Below are 21,517 nucleotides of genomic sequence, written 5' to 3'. Positions count from 1 at the left end.
AACCGGGCGAAGGGGACGAAAGCTAGAGCGCGTTCGCGTGGGTGATATCGGGCACGGGGCTCCAGCCGATCCAGACGATGGCGACGATGATGAGCCAAACGATGATCGACACCCAGGTCGTGGTGATGAACTTCTTCTTGAGGTTCGGGTTCTTCGGCGCGCCCCACTGGGCGCCGTCCGTCGGCGGATCCTTGATCTGGTCCGACATCCCCAGCGGCAGAATCGCAAACAGCACGATCCACCACACCGTCAGAAAGGTGGCGACCAGGGTGAAGGGGCCAAGGGGCATCGTCTCTAAAGTCCGTTCATCGCAATCATCGTCGCGGCGCGATAAGGAGAGGCTCCGCAACAAGGACGCCCTGAATGCCACAGATTACGCTGGAACACTCCACCCATTTCGACGCGACCGACTGGCGCGCCCTGGCGCTGGAGATTCATCGCCTCTGTGTCGAGACGGTCGGCGCAACCCTTCCGGCCTGCAAGACGCGCATCGTGCGCTGCGACCGCCTGATCATCGCCGACGGCGACCCGGATCAGGCCATGGTCCACTGCGACCTGCGCATCCTCAGCGGCCGCACTCAGGAACAGAAGACCGCCCTGGGCGAAGCCGTGCAGGCCGCCCTGCTGGCCGGCGTCGCGCCGTATGACGGCCCGCGCCAGATCTCGGTCGAGATCGGCAACCTGGATCGCGACAACTATCGGAAGGTAACGCTTTAAAGCCTCTCCCGATGGGAGAGGGCTTGAGCTTCGGAGAGCCGAAGGCGATCCGCCAAGCGACCCGAAGGGCGGCGCGAAGCAGCCAAAGGGTGAGGGTTCCGCAATCAGCCGTTCAGGCAACGGCTTACGCCGACACCAGCCGGGAACCCTCATCCGGGCCTTCGGGCCACCTTCTCCCATTAAGAGTAGGATCATGGCTTACGGGTGCGGTCGCCCGATCCCGTAGCGCGCGGCCCAGTACGGCAGGATAGCGTCGTCCTGCAGGAAGCGCGCGCCGGTCTCCTCGCTGACCTGGGCGTCGGGCCAGTCGAACTCGCCGTCCAGCACCAGCAGGGGGCAACTCTGGTTCGCCTCTCCTACCTCGGCGATCACGGCCGGGCGCGGGCGCGGGTGATCCAGATAGGTCACTATCAGGTGCTCGCGCAGGCGCGGATAGAGGCCCAGCACCCCTTCGATCCGTGCACCGGGCGGGCAGAACCACGGCCCGCCCTGATCGTCAAACCAGTCCGCGTTCAGAAGATAAAGACGATCCGCCATCAGAGCCTCAGCACCACGGTTTCCACGATCGGACGACGATCCCAGATCTGCTGGCTGGCCTTCTTCAGGGTCCGGCTGACGGCCTGTTCGATGACGGCTTCGTCCTCCAGCGCCTCGCCCTTCAGACCGCGCACCGTGTTCTCGACGCGCTCAGCCATATCGTCCAGCACGTCGCCCAGCGGACGGTCGGCGTCGCCGGGCAGGCCGATGCCGCGCACATCGATGTCGCTGGCGATCCGGCCGCGACGATCCAGGGCGAAGCTGACGATCAGGATGCCGTTGCTGGCGGCGTGCTTGCGCTCGCGCAGGGCCTCGCCCGCCTCTTCCACCAGCATGCCGCCGTCGACGAACAGGCGGCCCGAGGGCACTTCGTCGATGATGGCGGCGGGTCCGGGGGCCAGACGCACCATGTCGCCGTTGCGCGGCGTCACAGTCTCCGGCACCTGCATGTCCTTGGCCAAGTTGCCGTGCTCGATCAGGTGGCGGCGCATGCCGTGGGTCGGCACGGCGATCTGCGGTCGCGCCCACTGATACATCTGGCGCAATTCGTCACGGCACGGGTGGCCCGAGACGTGGATGCCGGGGTGGTCCTTCTCAGTATAGATGCGGATTCCGCGCTCGGCCATCTTGTCCTGCAGACGGCCGATGGACAGCTCGTTGCCGGGGATGACGCGCGACGAGAAGATGCAGTGATCCCCCTCGCCCAGCTTGATGAAGGGATGCGTCCCTTCGGCCACGCGCGATAGAGCCGCCCGCGCCTCGCCCTGGCTGCCCGTGCACAGATACAGGATCTCGTCCGCCGGCCAGATCTTGGCCTCCTGTTCGGACAGGAAGGGCTTGATGTCGTTCAACATGCCGACCGACTTGGCGGCGGCGGTGATGCGGTGCATCGAGCGTCCGGCCAGGGCCACGCGGCGCCCGGCCGCCTCGGCGGCGCTGATGACGCTATGCATCCGCGCGACGTTGGAGGCGAAGCAACCCACGGCGACCCGGCCCTTCAGGCCCTGGATAAGCTCGGCCAGCTTGACCTTCACCTCGCCCTCGGACCCGGCGACGCCGTCCACGAAGACGTTGGTGGAGTCGCACACCATGGCCAGGACGCCCTCGTCGCCCAGCTTCTGGATGAAGTCGACGTCAGTGCGTTCGCCCACGACCGGATCGTTGTCGATCTTCCAGTCGCCGGTATGCAGCACCGTGCCCAGCGGCGTCTTGATGGCCAGACCGTTCGGTTCGGCGATCGAGTGGGTGATGGTGACGTAGGTCACCTCGAACGGACCCAGGTTCACCGTCGAACCCAGCGGCGCCTCGTGCAGCTCGACATCTTCATAGATGCCGGCGTCGCACAGCTTTTCGCGGATCAGGAAGGCGGTGAAGGGCGTGGCGTACAGCGGCGCCTGAATGCGCGGCCACAGCCAGCCCAGGGCGCCGATGTGGTCCTCGTGCGCGTGCGTCAGCACGATGCCCAGGATGTTCTCGCCTTCCAGGAAGGTCGGATCGGGCACGATCACGTCCACTCCCGGCGTGGACTGGTCGCCGAAGGTCACGCCGACGTCGACGATGATCCATTTGCGGTCATGCGCCGGGCCGAAACCATAGGCGTTCAGGTTCATGCCGACCTCGTTCGAGCCGCCCAGCGGCAGGAAGACGAGTTCGTCGTTTTGATTTTTCTTAGTCATGCGGCCTTACAGATGGGAGTTCCGCCGCCAGATTTCGAGTAGGCCGCGGATGGTCAGGTCCGGATCGAACCGGTCGATAGAGTCGGTTGCGCCCTCGAACAGGGAGGCGACGCCGCCGGTGCCGATCACCGTCATGGGCTTGCCCCACTCGGCCTTGATGCGGTCCACCAGCCCCTCGATCAGGGCGATATAGCCCCAGAAGACGCCGGATTGCATGGAGGTGACGGTGTCGCGCCCGATCACGGTGTCGGGGCGCTGAATGGCGATGCGCGGCAGCTTGGCCGCCGCCTCGTGCAGGGCCTGAAGCGACAGGTTGATGCCGGGCGCGATCAGCCCGCCTTCGAAGGCCCCCGCCCCCTGCCCGTTCGCGCCGGACACGACGTCGAAGGTGGTCGCCGTGCCGCTGTCGATCAGCAACAGGTCGCCCTCATAGACCTGAAGCGCGCCGATGGCGTTGACCAGACGGTCGGCCCCGGCCTCGCTGGGCTTATGGATGCGCACATCGATGCCCAGTTCGACGTTCTCGCCGATCACCAGGGGTTCGACGTTCAGATAGCGCCGCGCCAGGTTGCGCAGGTTGAAGATCGACTGCGGCACCACGCTGGAGATGATGCAGCCGTCCATGTCGGCCATGGTCTGGCCCTGGCCGCGCATCTCGAACAGCTGATGCAGCCAGACGGCGTACTCGTCGGCCGTGCGCATGGGATCGGTGGCGGTGCGCCACTGGAAGATCCACTCTTCGCCATCGTGAACAGCGAACAGGGTGTTGGTGTTGCCTTGCTCGATCGCCAGCAGCATCAGGCAGCCTCTCCGAAGAAGACGTCGCCGGCGGAGATGACCCGCAGGCTTCCGTCCGGCAGTTTCAGGCGCAGGGCCCCGTCGGCCTCGACGCCGTCAGCGATCCCGCTCAGGATTTCATGGCTCAGCCGCGCCGTGCATGGCCCGAACAGGCCGGGCGTGCGCGCGACCCAGGCGTCCAGCACCGGCTGAAAGCCCAGACGCGTCCAGCGTTCCAGCCAGGCGTCAAAGGTTTCGGCCAACGCCCTAGCCCCCTCTTCCATCGACGGCGCGGCGGCCACGTCGTGACGCAGGTGCTCGGCGATGCAGGTGGTCGGCCGCTCCGTCCCTTCGGGCGCGTGGGACAGGTTCACGCCGACGCCCACGGCCAGCCACAGACCGCCAGAGGGCGCAGGACCGGATTCGATCAGGATGCCGGACGACTTGCGCCCGTCCAGCAGCACGTCATTGGGCCATTTGATGCTGACCAGCGCGGGCGGAACATAGCGGTCCAGCAGGTCGGCCACCGCCAGTGCGGCGGCGAAGGTCAGTTGCGCCGCCTCGGCCGGAGAGCGGTTCAGCGTCAGCAGCAGGGTCGTAGCCAGATTGCCGTCCCGGCTGTCCCAGGCGCGGCCGCGACGGCCCCGCCCGGCGGTTTGACGCCGGGCCGCGATCCACAGCGGCCCGGCCTCGCCCGCCTCGGCGCGACGACGCGCCTCGGCGTTGGTGGAGTCGGTCTCTTCGAGGATCAGGACCGGAGCCGCCAAGGCCCCTTATCCGATCCCGACGCCCGCGGCCGCCGCGCGCGTCAGCGGCTCCAGCCAGGTCAGGGCGATCAGCAGCACAGGGAAGCTGAAGGCCGCAGCCGCCCAGCCGATCCATTGCGCGCCCGCCGGCGCCTTGTCCGTCGTCACGTCGAACTCCGGCGTGTCGAACCACATCACCTTGATGATGCGCAGGTAGTAGAAGGCCGCGACGACCGAGGCCACCAGACCCGCCACGCCCGCCATCCAGTAACCGGCGTCGGCGGCGGCGCCGAAGACGTAAAACTTGCCCCAGAAGCCCGACATCGGCGGAATGCCGACAGCCGACAGCGACAGGATCGTCAGGGCGACGGCCGTCACCGGACGGTCCTTCTTCAGACCGGCCAGATCGGCGATCTTGCGGATCGGACGGCCGTTGCGGCTCAGCGACAGCAGGATGGCGAAGAAGCCGATCTGATCCACGACATACAGGGTCATGAACATCAGGGTCGCCTGAACGCCGACCTGGGTGCCCGCCGCCACGCCCAGCAGGGCGTAGCCGATGTTGATGATGGACGAATAGGCCAGCAGGCGCTGGATGTCCTTCTGCATCAGGCCGCCGAAGGCGCCGACGGCAAAGCTGATCAGCGAGATCAGGATCAGAACCTGGGCCCACTGCGCATGGGCCAGGCCGAAGCCTTCGACCAGCACGCGGATGATCAGCACCATGGCCGCCACCTTGGGCGCGGTGGAGAACAGGGCCACGACCGGGGTCGGGGCGCCTTCGTAGACGTCGGGCGTCCACATGTGGAACGGCGCGGCCGAAACCTTGAACGCCAGACCGCAGATCAGGAAGACCAGGCCGAAGATCAGGCCCGGACCGGGGTTGGCGGTGGCGAAGGCGGCGATGTCCTCGAACCGCATCGAACCGGCAAAACCGTAGATCAGGCTGGCGCCGTACAGCAGCAGACCCGACGACAGGGCGCCCAAGACGAAGTACTTCAGACCCGCTTCCGAGGCCTTCAGGTCGTCCCGGCGATAGGCGGCCAGGACGTACAGGGCCAGCGAGTGCATCTCGATGCCGATGTAGAGCGAGATCAGATCGCCCGACGACGCCATCATGCCCATGCCGACCGAGGCCAGCACGATCAGGATCGGATATTCGAACTTGGCGATGTTGTTGCGATGCATCCAGCCGTCGCCCAGCACCACGGCCACGGCGGCGGACAGGAAGATCACCGCCTTGCCGAAGACGGCCAGCGGATCGGCCACATAGGCCCCGTTGAAGGCGGACCCCAGCGGACCGACGACGGCCAGAGCCGTCGCCGCCAGCAGCAGCAGCACCGACAGGCCCGAGACCAGGCGCGTCGACTTCTCGCCGGTAAAGGCGCCGAGCATGAGCAGCACCAGCCCGCCGACCGCAAGGGTCAGCTCCGGGGCGGCGAGTTGGAGAGCGGAGGACAGATCAGGCATTATGGTCTCACCCGCCGATCGCGGCGCGATAGGCGCTGGTCAGGGCTTCAACAGTCGGCCCGGTGTAGTCGAGAACGGCGTTGGGATAGAGGCCCAGCCAGATGGTGCCGACGATCAGGGGCACGAAGATCAGCAGTTCGCGCTTGTCGATGTCGGTGATGTTTTCCAGCGCCGGATTGGTGATCGGGCCATACATGACGTTGCGGAACAGCGTCAGCGCATAGACCGCCGAGAAGATCACGCCCGAGGCCGCGATCAGGGCCGCCCAGGTCGAGACCTGATAGGCGCCGGTCATCGTCAGCACTTCGCCGATGAAGCCCGAGGTGCCCGGCAGGCCGACGTTGGCCATGGTAAACATCAGGAAGATGGCCGCATACCAGGGCATCCGCGCCGTCAGGCCGCCATAGAAGGCGATCTCACGCGTATGCATCCGGTCATAGACCACGCCGACGCACAGGAAGAGCGCGCCCGAGATCAGGCCGTGGCTCAGCATCTGGAAGACGGCGCCCTGGATGCCGGTATCGTTGCCCGCGAAGATGCCCATGGTCACGAAGCCCATGTGGGCGACCGACGAATAGGCGATCAGCTTCTTGATGTCCGTCTGACGGAAGGCGACCAGCGAGGTGTAGACGATGGCGATCGCCGACAGCGTCAGCACCAGAGGCGTGAACATCTGCGACGCCTGCGGGAACATCGGAATGTTGAACAGGATGAAGCCGTAGCCGCCCAGCTTCAGCAGGATGCCGGCCAGGATGACCGAACCCGCCGTCGGCGCCTGCACGTGGGCGTCGGGCAGCCAGGTGTGCACCGGCCACATCGGCATCTTCACCGCGAACGAGGCGAAGAAGGCCAGCCACAGCAGCGGCTGCACCGCCGGATCGAAGGCGTACTGCTTCAATTCCGGAATGCTGGTGGTGCCGGTCGTGTGGGCCATCCACAGCATGGCCAGCAGCATCAGGACCGAACCCAGCAGGGTGTACAGGAAGAACTTGTACGCCGCGTAGATGCGGTTGGCGCCGCCCCAGATGCCGATGATCAGATACATCGGCACCAGGGTGCCTTCGAAGAAGATGTAGAAGAGGAACAGGTCCAGCGAGGTGAACACCCCGATGACCATGGTCTCCAGGATCAGGAAGGCGATCATGTATTCGACGACGCGCGTCTCGATCGACTTCCAGCTGGCCACGATGCAGATCGGCAGCAGGAAGGCCGTCAGCAGGACGAACAGGATGGAGATCCCGTCCACGCCCAGGTGATAGCCGGCGCCCGCGAACCAGGCGTAGTTCTCGACGAACTGATAGGCCGGGTTCGACGGATCGAACTGCGCGACCAGCAGGACGGACACGGCCAGCACCACCATGGTGGTGATCAGGGCGATCCAGCGAGCGGCCGGGGCCGCGGCGTCCTGACCGCCCTTGTTCAGCAGGCGCGCGACCAGGATCGCGGCCGCGCCGAGAAGCGGCAGGAAGGTGACGATGCTCAGAATGTGAGGCACGAGGCTCAGGCTCCCCACGTGAAGATGGCGAAGGCAAGGAACGCAGCCACGCCGATCAGCATCACGAATGCATAGAAGTAGACGAAACCGGACTGGAACCGGGACAACCAGCCGCCCGACTTCAGCGAAGCCCAGGCCGCGCCGTTCGGACCGAGGCCGTCGATGATCTTCACGTCGCCGATCTTCCAGAAGAAGTCGCCGATCGCCTTGGTCCCCTTCACGAAGACGGCGTCGTACAGCTCATCGAAGAACCACTTGTTGTAGAGGAAGGTCCACAGCGGGCCCTTGCGGTCGGCCATCTCCTTGGCCGCGCCTTCCCTCACGACATACAGCCAGTAGGCGATGGCCGTGCCCAGCAGCGTCACGATCAGCGGCGCCCACTTCACCCAGGTCGGGACGTTGTGGCTTTCGTGCAGGACGTGGTTCTCAGCCCCTACGAAGATGGCGCCGCGCCAGAACTCGGCCTCATGATGGCCAATGAAGTGCGGGGCGAAGATCATGCCCGCGAACACCGCGCCGATCGACAGCACCAGCAGCGGCACGACCATGACCAGCGGGCTCTCGTGCGGCTTCAGCGGACCATGGTGGTCGTCGTGCGCATGATCGTCATGAGCGTGAGCGTCCGCATGATGGGCGCCCTCCTCTTCCTTCCACATCGGCTTGTTGTGGAAGGTCATGAACACCAGACGCCACGAATAGTAGGCCGTCAGCAGAGCCGCCGAGATGCCGATGACAAAGGCGAACATGCCCGCAGCCGAGTGGCCGGTCGTCGCCGCCGCATAGGCGCTCTCGAGGATGGAGTCCTTGGAGTAGAAGCCGGCGAAGCCGCCGACGCCGGGCATGCCCAGGCCGGTGATGGCGATGGTGCCGATCATCATGGTCGCATAGGTGACGGGCAGCAGCTTCCACAGGCCGCCCATCTTCCGCATGTCCTGCTCGTGGTGCATGCCGTGGATCACCGAACCGGCGCCCAGGAACAGCAGGGCCTTGAAGAAGGCGTGCGTGAACAGGTGGAACATGGCGGGCTGATAAGCGCCGACGCCCGCCGCGAAGAACATGTAACCCAGCTGCGAACAGGTCGAATAGGCGATCACCCGCTTGATGTCGTTCTGCATCATGCCGACGGTCGCGGCGAAGATGGCCGTGACGCCGCCGATGATGGCGATGAACTGCGACGCGACCGGCGCGTGCTCATACAGGGGCGACAGCAGGCAGACCATATAGACGCCGGCGGTGACCATGGTGGCCGCGTGGATCAGGGCCGACACCGGCGTCGGGCCTTCCATCGCGTCCGGCAGCCAGGTGTGCAGGAAGAACTGCGCCGACTTGCCCATGGCGCCGATGAACAGCAGCAGACCGGCCAGATCCAGCGCGGACCAGGTGTGGCCCAGGAATTCCCAGCCCGTCCCGGTCTTGCCGGCGATCAGCGGGAACAGCTTGGCGAACTCGATCGTGCCGAACATCCAGAACACGGTCATCATGCCGAGCAGGAAGCCGAAGTCGCCGACGCGGTTGACCACGAAGGCCTTGATCGAGGCGGCGGTGGCCGAGGGCTTCTTGTACCAGAAACCGATCAGCAGATAGGACGCCAGGCCCACGCCTTCCCAGCCGAAGAACATCTGCAGGAAGTCAGCCGCCGTCACCAGCGCCAGCATCATGAAGGTGAACAGCGACAGATAGGCGAAGAAGCGAGGACGGCTGTCGTCCTCCTTCATATAGCCCCAGGAATAGAGGTGAACCAGCGAGGACACCGACGTCACCACGATCAGCATGACCGCCGACATGGCGTCGACGCGGATCGACCAGTTCGACTGGAACTCGCCGACATGAATGAACGGCGCCAGGTGCACGGTGAAGGCTTCCAGCCCGCCCCAGGTCCACTGGCTGAACACGATCCAGGAGACCGCGCACGAGAAGAACAGCAGGCCCGTGGTGACGGCCTGCGAGGCGACGTCGCCGATCCGGCGACCGAAGAAGCCGGCGATCATGGCCCCCAGCAGGGGGGCGAAAACGCCGAGAGTGACGAGAGTCTGGATAGTCACGGTTCCGATCAGCCCTTCATCACGGAGGCGTCGTCGACCGCGATGTCGCCGCGGTTACGGAAGAAGGTCACGAGAATGGCCAGGCCGACGGCGGCCTCGGCCGCGGCGACGGTCAGGACGAACATGGCCATCAACTGACCCGACACGTCGTTCAGGTGAGTCGAGAAGGCCACGAAGTTGATGTTCACCGCGAGCAGGATCATCTCGACCGACATCAGGATGATGATGACGTTCTTGCGGTTCACGAAGATGCCGAAGACGCCGATGGTGAACAGCATGGCGGCGACCGCCAGATAATGCTGGAGCGAGATATCCATTACAGAAGCTCCTCGGGGGTGACGCCCTGGCCCGTGGTCACGGACTTGACCTCGACGGCCTTGGCGCGCTCGCGGTTGGCCTGGGCCGCCAGATCCTGGCGATGCACGCCCGGACGGTGACGCAGGGTCAGGACGATGGCGCCGATCATGGCGATCAGCAGGACCACGCCCGCCGCCTGGAAGAAGTAAACGTAGTCCGTGTAGAGCACGCGGCCGATCGTCTCGATGTTGGTGACGTCAGGCCCGGCCGGAACCGGCGCGTTGGCGTCGCGGGCGGCCCCGCCCTGAACGACGGTGATCGACACCATGATCATCTCGGCCAGCAGCACGCCCGCCACGATGCCCGCCAGCGGCAGGTAGCGCGCGTATCCTTCGCGCAGCTTCACGAAGTCGACGTCCAGCATCATGACGACGAACAGGAACAGCACCGCCACGGCGCCGACGTAGACGACGACCAGCAGCATCGCCAGGAACTCGGCGCTCAGCAGAACGAACAGGCCGGCTGCCGAGAAGAAGGTCAGGATCAGCCAGAGAACGGAGTGCACGGGATTGCGCGCGGTCACGACCAGAAGGGCGGAAACCACGGCGACCGTCGCCAGAAGATAGAAGGCCAGGCCTTGCAACATGTGCGGGACGACGCCCCTCTTCAAAACCAATGGCCCGGACGAAAAGCCCGGACCCTTCCAGAAATCGGCCCCGGCCCGAAGGTCAGGGTCAGCGTGGCGGAATCGCCGCTCCGTTTAGCGATACGGAGCGTCGAGTTCCAGATTCTTCGCGATCAGACGCTCCCAGCGGTCGCCGTTGTCCAGCAGGCGCGCCTTGTCATAGAGCAGTTCTTCGCGGGTCTCGGTGGCGAACTCGCTGTTCGGTCCCTCGACGATGGCGTCCACCGGGCAGGCCTCCTGGCACAGGCCGCAGTAGATGCATTTGACCATGTCGATGTCGTAGCGCGTCGTGCGGCGGCTGCCGTCGGCGCGCGGTTCGGCCTCGATGGTGATGGCCTGGGCCGGGCAGATGGCTTCGCACAGCTTGCAGGCGATGCAGCGCTCTTCGCCGTTCGGATAGCGGCGCAGCGCATGTTCGCCGCGGAAGCGCGGCGACTGCGGGTTCCGCTCGAACGGATAGTTCACCGTCGCCTTCGGCTTCATCATGTACTTCATCGACAGGCCGACGGCGCCGAACACGTCGGTCAGCATCGCGCCCTTGGCCGCCTGAACGATACGGGTCAGCATTACGATTTCACTCCGGCGCACTCGCGTTCATAGCGGGCGCTTTCCTTGTCGAGGGTCTGGCAGAGGCGCTGGCGTTCCGCCTCGCGCCGTTCGATTTCCTGCACCTTGCGCTCCCACTGATAGACCGACACCGGGTCGGCCTCATAGGGCGCGCAGGCCGACGCCAGCATGGGCGCGGCCAGGGCGATGATCAGGGCTGCGGCTTTCGTCTTCATCCGCCGATCCGGCGTTCGCAGCCGTCCCTGCTGAAGCGTGGATCGTCCCGCGACAGACGTTGGCAATAGGCGCGCTTGTCCGCCTCCTCTCCCCGCTCGCGGTCCAGCCGCTCGAGACGCGCGGACGCGGTCTCGGGCGCAGCCGGATCCATCGGCTTGAAGGTGCAGGCCGACAGGCCGGCGGCGAGCGCCAGCGCGATCACGAATGTGGCGTAACCGCCCATCAGCCGCCCACCGCGAACACGCGCCACGCCGCCACGAAGACCACGGCGACCAACGAGGCCGGCAGGAAGATCTTCCAGCCCAGACGCATCAGCTGGTCATAGCGGTAACGCGGCACGAAGGCCTTCACCAGGGCGATCATGAAGAACCAGAAGACCACCTTCACGGCGAAGACCGCCAGGTAGAACAGGTTGGCGACGAAGGCCGGGACGCTGTTCAGGAAGTCGGTCGGGAAGCCCGGATTCCACCCCCCGCAGAACAGCAGGGTGATCATGGCGCACATGAAGACGATGTTGGCGTATTCGCCGATCATGAACAGCAGGTAGGGGGTCGAGGAATATTCGACCTGATAACCGGCCACCAGTTCCGATTCCGCTTCGGGCAGGTCGAACGGCGGGCGGTTGGTCTCGGCCAGGGCCGAGATGAAGAAGACGATGGTCATCGGCAGCATGACGATGATCGTCGGCAGGGTCTCGAGGCCGCCGCCGAAGGCGTTCCAGTTCCAAATCCAACCCTGTTGCTGGGTCACGATCTCGGTCAGGTTCATCGTCCCGGCCAGCAGGATGACGTTGATGATGATGAGGCCCATCGAGACCTCATAGGACACCATCTGCGCCGCCGAACGCAGCGAGCCCAGGAACGGGTACTTCGAGTTCGAAGCCCACCCGCCCATGATGATGCCGTACACGCCCAGCGAGCTGATCGCGAGGATGTACAGGATGCCGACGTTCAGGTCCGACACCACCCAGCCCGGCGCGAACGGGATCACCGCCCAGGCGATGAAGGCCAGCACGAAGCTGATCAGCGGGGCCAGGATGAAGACCACTTTGTCCGACCCGGCCGGGATGACGATCTCCTTCAGCACGAACTTGAAGAAGTCGGCGAAGGACTGCAGCAGGCCGAAGGGGCCGACCACGTTCGGACCCTTGCGCAGCTGAACGCCCGCCCAGATCTTGCGGTCGGCCAGCAGCAGGAAGGCCAGGGAGATCAGAATGCCGACCACGACCAGCAGGATCCCGCCCAGAGTGGCGAGGGTCCAGCCGACGGGGGTGGCCCAGAAGGAAGTCGCAGCGTCCATGTCTTACTCCGCCGCCAGGGCGACCGGCGCCGTCCGCTCAGCGGACAGTTGGGCCATGGTTTCACTGGCGCGCGCGATCGGGTTGGTCAGGTAGGGATCGGCGATGACGGAGACGAAGGCGACGTCGCCCAGGTCTCCCTTGGCGCCCAGCTTGGCGACATCGAACGTCGCGGCGGGGGCCAGATAGTCGATGCGGCCGAAGGTCGGATGGTCGCCCATCAGTTTGGCGCGCAGTTGTTCAAGCGTGTCGAACGGCAGCTTGTGGCCGACGCGCTCCGACAGGGCGCGGATGATGGCCCAGTCGTCCTTGGCCTCGCCCTTCGGGAAGACCACGCGTTCGGCCATCTGCACCCGGCCCTCGGTGTTGACGTACAGGCCCGACTTCTCGGTGTAGGCCGCGCCCGGCAGGATCACGTCCGCGCCGTGCGCGCCGCGATCGCCGTGCGAACCTAGATAGACGCGGAAGGCGCCCGATGCATCTGCGTTCACCTCATCGGCGCCCAGCAGGAACAGAACGTCCAGCGCGCCCGGCTTCAGCATGGCGGCGACATCCAGACCGCCCTCGCCCGGCAGAAAGCCCATGTCCAGGCCGCCGACGCGCGCGGCGGCGCTGTGCAGGACGTTGAAGCCGTTCCAGCCGTCCTTGACCACGCCGACCTTCTTGGCCAGCGCGCCCAGGGCGTTCAGCACGACCGGGCCTGTCTCGCCGATCAGGGCGCCCGCGCCGACGATGATGGCGGGACGCTCGGCCTTGGTCAGGAAGTCGGTCGCGGCCTTGGGCAGCTTGCCCAGGGTCTTCGAACCAGCGCCCAGCCAGGCGTAGTCGTAGGTCAGGTCAGCCTGCGGGCCGATGACGCCGACTTCGACGCCGCCCTTCAGCCAGGTCTTGCGGATGCGCGCGTTCAGCAGCGGCGCTTCCGTGCGCGGATTGGCGCCGACGATCAGGATGGCGTCAGCGTTTTCAATGCCTTGCAGGCCAGAGTTGAACAGCCAACCCTCGCGATCCTCGCCGCCCAGCGCCGCGCCGTCCTGACGGCAGTCGGTGTTGGCGGAGCCCAGCGCGCGGAACAGATCCAGCGTCGCCTTCATCGACTCGGCGTCCTGCAGGTCGCCGGCGATGGCGCCGATACGGTCGGCCGGGGCCGCCTTCAGCTTGTCCGCCACGACCGACAGGGCCTCGTCCCAAGACGCCGGACGCAGCTTGCCGTTCTCACGCACCCACGGACGGTCCAGACGACGCGCCTGCAGGCCGTCGACGGCGTAGCGGCTCTTGTCCGACAGCCACTCTTCGTTGATGCCCTCGTTCACGCGCGGCAGCACGCGCATGACCTCGGCGCCGCGCGAGTCGGCGCGGATGTTGGAGCCGAGCGCGTCCATCACGTCGATGGTCTCGGTCTTCTTCAACTCCCACGGGCGGTAGTGGTACTGCCACGGGCGGTGCGTCAGGGCGCCCACCGGGCACAGGTCGTTGACGTTGCCCGACAGCTCGCTGTCGATGTTCTTTTCCAGATAGGTCGTGATCTCGGCGCTTTCGCCGCGCGAGATCATGCCGATGTCCGGAACGCCCGCCACTTCGGTGATGAAGCGAACGCAACGCGTGCACTGGATGCAGCGCGTCATGAACGTCTTGACCGTCGGGCCCATGTTCTTTTCTTCGACCGCGCGCTTGTTCTCGCCGTAGCGCGAACCGTCACGGCCGTAGCCGACGGCCTGATCCTGAAGGTCGCATTCGCCGCCCTGGTCGCAGATCGGGCAGTCCAGCGGGTGGTTGATGAGCAGAAACTCCATCACCCCTTCGCGGGCCTTCTTCACCATCGGCGTGTCGGTGAAGATTTCCTGGCCGTCGGCGGCCGGCAGCGCGCACGAAGCCTGCGGCTTCGGCGGTCCGGGCTTCACCTCGACCAGGCACATGCGGCAGTTGCCGGCGATGGATAGGCGCTCGTGGTAGCAGAACCGCGGGATTTCCTGCCCGGCGCGCTCGGCGACCTGCAGCACGGTCATGCCCGGTTCGAACTCGACTTCAACGCCGTTGACCTTGGCGATAGGCATTACGATTACTCCGCCGCGATCGCGTGGCCGGCGAAGTTCGCGCGGCGGCTGCGGTAGGTGTGGATGCGCTCTTCAATCTCGTGACGGAAGTGCCGGATCAGGCCCTGAACGGGCCAGGCGGCGGCGTCGCCGAGGGCGCAGATGGTGTGACCTTCGACCTGACCGGCCACGTCGAGCAGCAGGTCGATCTCCGACGGGTCGGCGTCGCCGATCGCCATACGCTCCAGCACGCGCCACATCCAGCCGGTGCCTTCACGGCACGGCGTGCACTGGCCGCAGCTCTCGTGCTTGAAGAAGTAGCTGATGCGGGCGATCGCCTTCACGATGTCGGTGGACTGATCCATGACCGTGACGCCGGCGGTGCCCAGCGACGAGCGCATTTCGCGCATGGAGTCGAAGTCCATCAGCGCGACTTCAGCCTGTTCGCGCGTGATGACCGGACAGGACGCGCCGCCCGGAATGATGGCCTTCAGGTTTTCCCAGCCGCCGCGGACGCCGCCGCCGTGATCCTCGATCAACTGGCGCAGCGGGATCGACATGGCCTCTTCGACCACGCAGGGCGTGTTCACGTGGCCCGACAGCGACATCAGCTTGGTGCCGGTGTTGTTCGGGCGACCGAAGCCGGCGAACCAGTCCGCGCCGCGACGCAGGATGGTGCCGACCACGGCGATCGATTCCACATTGTTCACGGTCGTCGGGCAGCCATAGAGGCCGGCGCCCGCCGGGAACGGCGGCTTCAGGCGCGGCTGGCCCTTCTTGCCTTCCAGGCTTTCCAACAGGGCCGTCTCTTCGCCGCAGATATAGGCCCCGGCGCCGTGGTGGATATAGACGTGGAAGTCCCAGCCGTGGACGTTGTCGTCACCGATCAGCCTGGCCTCATAGGCCTGCTTGACGGCGGCTTCCATGCGCTCGCGCTCGAGGATGTATTCGCCGCGCAGATAGATGTAGCAGGCGTGGGCCTGCATGGCGAAGGAAGCGATCAGCGCGCCTTCGATCAGCAGTTGCGGATCATGGCGCATGATCTCGCGGTCTTTACACGTCGCGGGCTCGGACTCGTCGGCGTTGATGACCAGGTAGTGAGGGCGATCCTTCACTTCCTTGGGCATGAAGGACCACTTCAGGCCGGTCGAGAAACCGGCGCCGCCGCGTCCGCGCAGCCCCGAGTTCTTGACGTTGGTGATGATCCAATCGCGGCCAAGGTCCAGCATGTCCTTGGTGGCGTTCCACGCGCCGCGCTTCTTCGCACCCTCAAGGCCCCAGTCATGGAAGCCATAGAGGTTGGTGAAGATCCGATCCTTGTCTTGGAGGATGCCGACCATGATCCCTTAAAGTCCTTCCGCCATGCGGCGTTTATGATGGCGGGTGCGCTGGAAGACGGCGTAGATCACCAGCACCCATCCGACGGCCAACAGGCCATAGGCCGCCATCACCGCGTTGTCTGTCAGGCCGAAACGGCCTTCACGTGCGAACAAAACCAATGCGGCCGCAACCACGATACAGGCCAGCCCCGCCCAACGCGGGCGCCAGCCGACGCGACGCAGCTCGGCCCGATAGGCCGCCCTGCCCGCTTCTGTCTCGAGATTCGGCCGCCCCATCAGACCGGCGCCTTTTCAGCGACGGGCTCAGAGTTCGGCAGCTTCTTGATCTTCTTGGCGGCCGAACCGTCATACAGCGCCGGGTCGGTCAGCGTCCGCGCGCCGCCCTGCGGCTCGGACGTGTGGCGGCCGACATAACTGCCCGGCTTGGGCGTCTTGCCCGCGGCGAAGTCGTCGATGATCTGAGCCATGTTTTCAGGCGTCAGGTCTTCGTAATAGAGGTCGTTGATCTGAGCCACCGGCGCGTTCGAGCAGGCGCCGATGCACTCAATCTCCTGCCAGGTGAAGCGGCCGTCGGCGGACAACTCGTCCTTGGGGCCGATCTTCTCGCGGCAAACGCGCATCAGGTCGTTGGAGCCGCGCAGCATGCACTGCGTGGTGCCGCACACCTGGATCAGCGCGGCCGTACCGACCGGCGTCAGCTGGAACATGGTGTAGAAGGTCGCGACCTCCAGCACCCGGATATAGGCCATGCCCAGCAGCTCGCCGACAGCGCGCAGCGACGGCTCGGACACCCAGCCTTCCTGCTTCTGGACCAGCCACAGGATCGGGATCACGGCCGACTGGCGACGCGATTCCGGGTATTTCTTGATCCACCACTGAGCCTTGTCCATCGTCTCCTTCGAAAACTCGAAAGAGGCTGGTTGCTCCTTGGCCAGACGACGAACGCTCATCGGTCCACTTCTCCGAACACCATGTCGAGCGAGCCGAGGATGGCGGACACGTCCGCCAGCATGTGGCCGCGGTTCATCCAGTCCATCGCCTGCAGGTGACGGAAGCCGGGGGCCGACAGCTTGACGCGGTAGGGTTTGTTGGTGCCGTCCGACACCAGATAGACGCCGAACTCGCCCTTGGGCGCTTCGACGGCCGCATAGACCTCGCCTTCCGGCGTCTTGAAGCCCTCGGTGTAGAGCTTGAAGTGGTGGATCAGCGCTTCCATCGAACGCTTCATCTCACCGCGACGCGGCGGCGTGACCTTGTGGTCTTCCGACAGGACCGGCTCGCCGGGGCAGTTGCGCAGCTTGTGGATGCACTGCTCCATGATGCGCACCGACTGGCGCATCTCTTCGACGCGGCACAGATAGCGGTCCCAGCAGTCGCCGTTCTTGCCGACGGCGATGTCGAATTCCATGTCGGCGTAGCAGTCGTACGGCTGGGCCTTGCGCAGATCCCAGGCGATGTCCGAGCCGCGCAGCATGACGCCCGAGAAGCCCCACGCCAGGGCGTTCTCCTTGGACACCACGCCGATGTCGACGTTGCGCTGCTTGAAGATGCGGTTCTCAGTGACCAGGCTTTCGATATCCGCCAGCTTGGCCGGGAACTCGGCGCACCAGCGGCCGATGTCGTCGATCAGCTCGGGCGTCAGATCCTGGTGGACGCCGCCCGGACGGAAGTAGTTGGCGTGCAGACGCGCGCCGCAGGCCCGCTCATAGAAGACCATCAGCTTCTCGCGCTCTTCGTGGCCCCACAGCGGCGGGGTCAGGGCGCCCACGTCCATGGCCTGCATGGTCGCGTTCAGAAGGTGGTTCAGGATGCGGCCCATCTCCGAGTACAGAACCCGGATCAGCTGGCCGCGATACGGCACGTCCAGACCCAGCAACCGCTCGATGGCCAGACAGAAGGCGTGCTCCTGGTTCATCGGCGAGACGTAGTCCAGCCGGTCCAGGTAGGGGATGTTCTGGAGGTAGGTGCGCGCCTCCATCAGCTTCTCGGTGCCGCGGTGCAGCAGGCCGATGTGCGGATCGACGCGCGTGACCAGCTCGCCGTCCAGCTCCAGCACCAGGCGCAGCACGCCGTGCGCGGCCGGGTGCTGCGGGCCGAAGTTGATGGTGAACTTGCGGTCGTCCATCGCCCGCGCGTGCGGGGTCAGGCCGTCTTCATAGTCCTCGAACGGGTCGATGGCGGCGCCGAGCGGCGCGGGCATGTTCTTGACGTCGGCCATTACTGCGCTCCCGCCTTTTCATCGCCCGGCAGGACGGTCGGATAGTCGGCGCCTTCCCACGGAGACAGGAAGTCGAAGTTGCGGAATTCCTGCGTCAGCTTCACCGGCTCATAGACGATGCGCTTCTGCTCTTCGTCATAGCGGACCTCGACATAGCCCGTCATCGGGAAGTCCTTGCGCAGCGGGTGCCCCTGGAAGCCGTAGTCGGTCAGGATGCGGCGCATGTCCGGGTGATCCGAGAAGATCATGCCGTACATGTCGAAGGCTTCACGCTCGAACCAGCCGGCCGACGGATAGACCGACGATACGCTGGGGACCGGCTTGATCTCATCGGTCGACACCTTGACGCGAACGCGCGCGGCGCGCGTCAGCGACAGCAGGTGATAGACGACCTCGAACCGATCGGCGCGGTCGGGGTAGTCGGCGCCGCATACATCCATGCACTGCTGGAAGCCGAACTGATCGCGCAGGGCCGTCATGACCTCGACGATCTTCTCTCGCTGGGCGATCAGGGTCAGTTCGCCATAGGCCACCACAGCCTCGACGCCGAGCGCCGCGACCATCTCCGTGCCCAGAGGCGTCAGGGCGGATTCGCGCTCCGCAACGCGCACCAGTTCGCTCATCGCTCGATGGTCCCCGTGCGGCGGATCTTCTTCTGCAGTTGCAGGATGCCGTACAGCAGGGCCTCGGCGGTCGGCGGGCAGCCCGGAACGTAAACGTCCACCGGCACCACGCGATCACAGCCGCGCACGACGCTGTAGCTGTAGTGGTAATAGCCGCCGCCGTTGGCGCAGCTGCCCATCGAGATGACGTAGCGGGGGTCCGGCATCTGGTCATAGACCTTGCGCAGGGCCGGAGCCATCTTGTTGGTCAGGGTGCCGGCGACGATCATCAGGTCCGACTGGCGCGGCGAACCGCGCGGGGCGGTGCCGAAACGCTCCAGGTCGAAGCGCGGCATCGACAGGTGGATCATCTCGACGGCGCAGCAGGCCAGACCGAACGACATCCACATCAGCGAACCCGTGCGGGCCCAGGTGATGACGTCGTCCAGCGAGGTCGTCAGGAAGCCGCGCTCGCCCAGCTCCGTATTGACGGACTCGAAGAACTTGTCGTGGATCTTGGGATCATAGCCCTCGACGGTCGAACGCGCAGCCGAGCCGGCGGGGACCAGAGGACTGGAGGGGGCGATCACTGCCATTCCAGGGCTCCCTTCTTCCATTCGTAGATGAAGCCGACCGTCAGGACGCCCAGGAAGACCATCATCGACCAGAAGGCGAAGACCATGCCGCCGTGCGACAGGTGGAACATCGACACAGCCCACGGGAACAGGAAGGCGATTTCAAGGTCGAAGATGATGAAGAGGATCGACACCAGATAGAACCGCACGTCGAACTTCATGCGCGCGTCGTCAAAGGCGTTGAAGCCGCACTCATAAGCCGAGAGCTTCTCGGTGTCGGGGTTCTTGGGGGCCAGCACCCAGGCCGCCAGCATGAAGCCGGCGCCGAGCACGATGGCGATGCCCAGGAAAACGACGATCGGAAGATATTCTAGAAGAAATTCGTTCATTCGAGCTGCCTCGCCCGCCGGGAGGTAGGGGGCGGATTCGGGGCTTCTTAGACCCAACCTCGCCAGGGTTCAAACCCATGTCGGCAAAGGTTTTTTATTGCGAACGGTTCGCAGTTTTTTGGGCGATTTGCCGCAGGCCGCATGATTGCCTCCTATGCCGTTGATCCGCGAAATGCGTCATCGCCTTCAACACAGCCGAGAGCTTGCGCATGAACCTGGCCGCCCGCCTGCTGAACTCAATCGAACGCATCGGCAATCGGCTGCCAGATCCTGTTTTCCTATTCCTATGGCTGATCCTGGGCCTGGTGGCCTTGAGCCTGGTCGGCGCGGGCCTGGGCTGGTCCGCGGTCAATCCGGTGACGGGCGAGGTGCTGCAGGCGCAAAGCCTGCTGTCGCCCGCCAATCTGGAGCGGCTTTTCATCGGCATGCCGCGCACCCTGGCCGACTTTCCGCCGCTGGGGATCGTCATCACCATCATCTACGGCGCCTCGGTGGCCGAACGGACAGGCCTGTTCTCCACGGCGATCCGAGGCGCGCTGCTGAACGCGCCGCGCTTCATCCTGACGCCGATCGTGGTGATCACCGGCATGGTGTCGCACCACGCCTCGGACGCCTCCTATGTCGTGGTGATTCCGCTGGCCGCCGTCATCTTCGCCGCAGCGGGCCGTCACCCGCTGGCCGGTCTGGCCGCCGGCTTCGCCGCCGTCTCGGGCGGCTATGCGGGCAATCTGTTCCCCGGCGCCAGCGACGCCCTGATCCTGGGCATCACCGAGCCCGCCGCCCACCTGATCGATCCGTCCTACGCCGTCAGCATCGCCGGCAACTGGTTCTTCATCGTCGGGGTGGTGTTCGTCTTCACCCCCATCGTCTGGTTCCTGACCGATCGGGTGATCGAGCCGCGCCTGGGCGCCTGGATTCCGCACAACGCCGCCCCGGTCGCCGCCGAGGAGAAGACGCCCCTCACCGCCGCTGAAAAGCGCGGCCTGGCCTGGGCGGGCCTGACCATCCTGGCCATGATCGCCGTCTGGGCGACCGTGACCTTCCTGCCCGGCTCGCCTTTCGTCGACGCCGACGCCGAGCCGGAGCAGCGCTTCAATCCCCTGTACCGCTCTCTGGTCGCCTTCTTCGCCCTGACCTTCTTCATGGCGGGCGCGGCCTTCGGCGCAGGCTCAGGCTCGATCAAGACCCACCACGATCTGGTTCGCATGATGCGCGAGGGGATCAGCCAACTGGCCCCCTATATCGTCCTGGCCTTCTTCGCCGCCCACTTCGTCGCCATGTTCAACTGGTCGGGTCTGGGGCCGATCCTGGCGGTCAATGCGGCGGCCTCCCTGCGCGAACTGGCCCTGCCGACGCCGCTACTGCTGATCGTGGTGGTGCTGGTGTCCTGCATCTTCGACCTGTTCATCGGCTCGGCCTCGGCCAAGTGGTCGGCCCTGGCGCCCATCGTGGTGCCCATGTTCATGCTGTTGGGCATCAGCCCCGAGATGACGACCGCCGCCTATCGCATGGGTGATTCCGTCACCAACATCGCCACGCCGCTGATGAGCTACTTCCCGCTGATCCTGACCTTCGCCCAGCGCTGGGATCCGAAGTTCGGCCTGGGCTCGCTGATGGCGACCATGCTGCCCTACGCCGGCGCCTTCCTGATCGCAGGCCTGATCATGGTGGCGTCCTGGGTGGCGCTGGATCTGCCGCTGGGGCCGGGCGTGGGCGTCCACTACGAACCGCCGCCGCCCGCCACGGCGTCGCAACTGCCCGCAGACGGCGGAATCGCCGGTCCCGTAGCCCCGCCGCAGGCCGCCGCAGCCCCCTCGGCGAGATGATTTGATTTATCCACA

24 protein-coding genes are annotated in these 21,517 nt (G+C 65.5%); 2 read left to right on the top strand and 22 right to left on the bottom strand.

Features of this window, described 5'->3' with window-relative positions; translation table 11 throughout:
- Positions 1-22: 22 nt before the first annotated feature.
- A complete protein-coding gene (locus B3D50_RS02765; protein WP_269298120.1) occupies positions 23-289 on the bottom strand; it encodes a DUF1467 family protein in 267 nt (88 codons plus the stop codon).
- A gap of 74 nt (positions 290-363) precedes the next feature.
- Here B3D50_RS02765 and B3D50_RS02760 point away from each other — a divergent pair, with 74 nt between their 5' ends.
- On the top strand, positions 364-717 hold the full coding sequence (locus B3D50_RS02760) for a 5-carboxymethyl-2-hydroxymuconate Delta-isomerase (RefSeq protein ID WP_286949305.1): 354 nt from the start codon (positions 364-366) through the stop codon (positions 715-717).
- A gap of 198 nt (positions 718-915) precedes the next feature.
- On the opposite strand, the gene B3D50_RS02755 is transcribed toward B3D50_RS02760, so the two are convergent.
- From B3D50_RS02755 to B3D50_RS02655, 21 genes are all read right to left on the bottom strand, one after another.
- Positions 916-1,254, bottom strand: a complete 339-nt coding sequence (locus B3D50_RS02755; protein WP_286949304.1) for a DUF3088 family protein — start codon at positions 1,252-1,254, stop codon at positions 916-918.
- Complete coding sequence (locus B3D50_RS02750) at positions 1,254-2,930, bottom strand: ribonuclease J (protein WP_286949303.1); 1,677 nt, start codon at positions 2,928-2,930, stop codon at positions 1,254-1,256. The genes B3D50_RS02755 and B3D50_RS02750 overlap by 1 nt, the downstream gene beginning before the upstream one ends.
- A 6-nt stretch (positions 2,931-2,936) precedes the next feature.
- Positions 2,937-3,731, bottom strand: a complete 795-nt coding sequence (locus B3D50_RS02745) for a type III pantothenate kinase (protein ID WP_286949379.1) — start codon at positions 3,729-3,731, stop codon at positions 2,937-2,939.
- Complete coding sequence (locus B3D50_RS02740) at positions 3,728-4,474, bottom strand: biotin--[acetyl-CoA-carboxylase] ligase (protein WP_286949302.1); 747 nt, start codon at positions 4,472-4,474, stop codon at positions 3,728-3,730. The genes B3D50_RS02745 and B3D50_RS02740 overlap by 4 nt, the downstream gene beginning before the upstream one ends.
- A 6-nt stretch (positions 4,475-4,480) precedes the next feature.
- Positions 4,481-5,923 carry an NADH-quinone oxidoreductase subunit NuoN gene (nuoN, locus tag B3D50_RS02735; RefSeq protein ID WP_286949300.1) on the bottom strand — a complete coding sequence of 481 codons (1,443 nt, stop codon included), beginning with the start codon at positions 5,921-5,923 and terminating at the stop codon, positions 4,481-4,483.
- Between the two features lie 7 nt (positions 5,924-5,930).
- Positions 5,931-7,418: an NADH-quinone oxidoreductase subunit M gene (locus tag B3D50_RS02730; protein WP_286949298.1), complete on the bottom strand. Its 1,488-nt coding sequence runs from the start codon at positions 7,416-7,418 to the stop codon at positions 5,931-5,933.
- A 5-nt stretch (positions 7,419-7,423) separates the two neighbouring features.
- Positions 7,424-9,454 (bottom strand): NADH-quinone oxidoreductase subunit L, encoded by a 2,031-nt coding sequence (nuoL, locus tag B3D50_RS02725; RefSeq protein WP_286949378.1) that lies wholly within the window; start codon positions 9,452-9,454, stop codon positions 7,424-7,426.
- A 14-nt stretch (positions 9,455-9,468) separates the two neighbouring features.
- Entirely contained in the window at positions 9,469-9,777 is a 309-nt protein-coding gene (nuoK, locus tag B3D50_RS02720; protein WP_003164596.1) for an NADH-quinone oxidoreductase subunit NuoK, read from the bottom strand.
- A complete protein-coding gene (locus tag B3D50_RS02715) occupies positions 9,777-10,403 on the bottom strand; it encodes an NADH-quinone oxidoreductase subunit J (RefSeq protein ID WP_286949297.1) in 627 nt (208 codons plus the stop codon). Before B3D50_RS02715 ends, nuoK begins: the two co-directional genes overlap by 1 nt.
- Positions 10,404-10,517: 114 nt before the next feature.
- Positions 10,518-11,009: an NADH-quinone oxidoreductase subunit NuoI gene (nuoI, locus tag B3D50_RS02710; protein WP_040345161.1), complete on the bottom strand. Its 492-nt coding sequence runs from the start codon at positions 11,007-11,009 to the stop codon at positions 10,518-10,520.
- Entirely contained in the window at positions 11,009-11,224 is a 216-nt protein-coding gene (locus B3D50_RS02705) for a hypothetical protein (RefSeq protein ID WP_286949296.1), read from the bottom strand. Before B3D50_RS02705 ends, nuoI begins: the two co-directional genes overlap by 1 nt.
- Positions 11,221-11,448: a hypothetical protein gene (locus tag B3D50_RS02700; RefSeq protein ID WP_269298104.1), complete on the bottom strand. Its 228-nt coding sequence runs from the start codon at positions 11,446-11,448 to the stop codon at positions 11,221-11,223. The genes B3D50_RS02705 and B3D50_RS02700 overlap by 4 nt, the downstream gene beginning before the upstream one ends.
- Positions 11,448-12,524: an NADH-quinone oxidoreductase subunit NuoH gene (gene nuoH / locus B3D50_RS02695; RefSeq protein WP_003170182.1), complete on the bottom strand. Its 1,077-nt coding sequence runs from the start codon at positions 12,522-12,524 to the stop codon at positions 11,448-11,450. Before nuoH ends, B3D50_RS02700 begins: the two co-directional genes overlap by 1 nt.
- Positions 12,525-12,527: 3 nt before the next feature.
- Positions 12,528-14,573 (bottom strand): NADH-quinone oxidoreductase subunit NuoG, encoded by a 2,046-nt coding sequence (gene nuoG, locus B3D50_RS02690; protein ID WP_286949294.1) that lies wholly within the window; start codon positions 14,571-14,573, stop codon positions 12,528-12,530.
- A gap of 5 nt (positions 14,574-14,578) precedes the next feature.
- Positions 14,579-15,892: an NADH-quinone oxidoreductase subunit NuoF gene (nuoF, locus tag B3D50_RS02685; RefSeq protein ID WP_088411528.1), complete on the bottom strand. Its 1,314-nt coding sequence runs from the start codon at positions 15,890-15,892 to the stop codon at positions 14,579-14,581.
- A 6-nt stretch (positions 15,893-15,898) separates the two neighbouring features.
- Complete coding sequence (locus tag B3D50_RS02680; protein WP_040345153.1) at positions 15,899-16,168, bottom strand: hypothetical protein; 270 nt, start codon at positions 16,166-16,168, stop codon at positions 15,899-15,901.
- Positions 16,168-16,842: an NADH-quinone oxidoreductase subunit NuoE gene (gene nuoE / locus B3D50_RS02675; protein ID WP_040345150.1), complete on the bottom strand. Its 675-nt coding sequence runs from the start codon at positions 16,840-16,842 to the stop codon at positions 16,168-16,170. Before nuoE ends, B3D50_RS02680 begins: the two co-directional genes overlap by 1 nt.
- Positions 16,839-18,092 (bottom strand): NADH-quinone oxidoreductase subunit D, encoded by a 1,254-nt coding sequence (locus B3D50_RS02670; RefSeq protein WP_374561425.1) that lies wholly within the window; start codon positions 18,090-18,092, stop codon positions 16,839-16,841. The genes nuoE and B3D50_RS02670 overlap by 4 nt, the downstream gene beginning before the upstream one ends.
- 17 nt (positions 18,093-18,109) lie before the next feature.
- A complete protein-coding gene (locus B3D50_RS02665; RefSeq protein ID WP_286949293.1) occupies positions 18,110-18,733 on the bottom strand; it encodes an NADH-quinone oxidoreductase subunit C in 624 nt (207 codons plus the stop codon).
- Positions 18,730-19,329 carry a NuoB/complex I 20 kDa subunit family protein gene (locus B3D50_RS02660; RefSeq protein WP_087141646.1) on the bottom strand — a complete coding sequence of 200 codons (600 nt, stop codon included), beginning with the start codon at positions 19,327-19,329 and terminating at the stop codon, positions 18,730-18,732. Before B3D50_RS02660 ends, B3D50_RS02665 begins: the two co-directional genes overlap by 4 nt.
- Positions 19,299-19,676, bottom strand: a complete 378-nt coding sequence (locus B3D50_RS02655; RefSeq protein WP_286949292.1) for an NADH-quinone oxidoreductase subunit A — start codon at positions 19,674-19,676, stop codon at positions 19,299-19,301. The genes B3D50_RS02660 and B3D50_RS02655 overlap by 31 nt, the downstream gene beginning before the upstream one ends.
- A 209-nt stretch (positions 19,677-19,885) precedes the next feature.
- Between B3D50_RS02655 and B3D50_RS02650 the strand changes: the two genes are divergently transcribed.
- Positions 19,886-21,502 (top strand): AbgT family transporter, encoded by a 1,617-nt coding sequence (locus tag B3D50_RS02650; protein ID WP_269298088.1) that lies wholly within the window; start codon positions 19,886-19,888, stop codon positions 21,500-21,502.
- Positions 21,503-21,517: the final 15 nt, after the last annotated feature.

The organism is Brevundimonas sp. UBA7507 (assembly GCF_002478355.1).
GTDB lineage: Bacteria > Pseudomonadota > Alphaproteobacteria > Caulobacterales > Caulobacteraceae > Brevundimonas > Brevundimonas diminuta_D.
This window is presented reverse-complemented; position numbering and strand designations above follow the sequence as displayed.

Excerpts from the sequence above, each read along its gene's own strand:
- B3D50_RS02680 (WP_040345153.1), bottom strand. The coding sequence starts at position 16,168 with ATGGGGCGGCCGAATCTCGAGACAGAAGCGGGCAGGGCGGCCTATCGG.
- nuoH (WP_003170182.1), bottom strand. The coding sequence starts at position 12,524 with ATGGACGCTGCGACTTCCTTCTGGGCCACCCCCGTCGGCTGGACCCTC.
- B3D50_RS02655 (WP_286949292.1), bottom strand. The coding sequence starts at position 19,676 with ATGAACGAATTTCTTCTAGAATATCTTCCGATCGTCGTTTTCCTGGGC.
- nuoN (WP_286949300.1), bottom strand. The coding sequence starts at position 5,923 with ATGCCTGATCTGTCCTCCGCTCTCCAACTCGCCGCCCCGGAGCTGACC.
- B3D50_RS02705 (WP_286949296.1), bottom strand. The coding sequence starts at position 11,224 with ATGAAGACGAAAGCCGCAGCCCTGATCATCGCCCTGGCCGCGCCCATG.
- nuoF (WP_088411528.1), bottom strand. The coding sequence starts at position 15,892 with ATGGTCGGCATCCTCCAAGACAAGGATCGGATCTTCACCAACCTCTAT.
- B3D50_RS02700 (WP_269298104.1), bottom strand. The coding sequence starts at position 11,448 with ATGGGCGGTTACGCCACATTCGTGATCGCGCTGGCGCTCGCCGCCGGC.
- B3D50_RS02760 (WP_286949305.1), top strand. The coding sequence starts at position 364 with ATGCCACAGATTACGCTGGAACACTCCACCCATTTCGACGCGACCGAC.
- nuoG (WP_286949294.1), bottom strand. The coding sequence starts at position 14,573 with ATGCCTATCGCCAAGGTCAACGGCGTTGAAGTCGAGTTCGAACCGGGC.
- B3D50_RS02660 (WP_087141646.1), bottom strand. The coding sequence starts at position 19,329 with ATGGAAGAAGGGAGCCCTGGAATGGCAGTGATCGCCCCCTCCAGTCCT.
- B3D50_RS02755 (WP_286949304.1), bottom strand. The coding sequence starts at position 1,254 with ATGGCGGATCGTCTTTATCTTCTGAACGCGGACTGGTTTGACGATCAG.
- B3D50_RS02750 (WP_286949303.1), bottom strand. The coding sequence starts at position 2,930 with ATGACTAAGAAAAATCAAAACGACGAACTCGTCTTCCTGCCGCTGGGC.
- nuoI (WP_040345161.1), bottom strand. The coding sequence starts at position 11,009 with ATGCTGACCCGTATCGTTCAGGCGGCCAAGGGCGCGATGCTGACCGAC.
- nuoK (WP_003164596.1), bottom strand. The coding sequence starts at position 9,777 with ATGGATATCTCGCTCCAGCATTATCTGGCGGTCGCCGCCATGCTGTTC.
- B3D50_RS02650 (WP_269298088.1), top strand. The coding sequence starts at position 19,886 with ATGAACCTGGCCGCCCGCCTGCTGAACTCAATCGAACGCATCGGCAAT.
- B3D50_RS02765 (WP_269298120.1), bottom strand. The coding sequence starts at position 289 with ATGCCCCTTGGCCCCTTCACCCTGGTCGCCACCTTTCTGACGGTGTGG.
- B3D50_RS02665 (WP_286949293.1), bottom strand. The coding sequence starts at position 18,733 with ATGAGCGAACTGGTGCGCGTTGCGGAGCGCGAATCCGCCCTGACGCCT.
- B3D50_RS02670 (WP_374561425.1), bottom strand. The coding sequence starts at position 18,092 with ATGCCCGCGCCGCTCGGCGCCGCCATCGACCCGTTCGAGGACTATGAA.
- B3D50_RS02715 (WP_286949297.1), bottom strand. The coding sequence starts at position 10,403 with ATGTTGCAAGGCCTGGCCTTCTATCTTCTGGCGACGGTCGCCGTGGTT.
- nuoE (WP_040345150.1), bottom strand. The coding sequence starts at position 16,842 with ATGAGCGTTCGTCGTCTGGCCAAGGAGCAACCAGCCTCTTTCGAGTTT.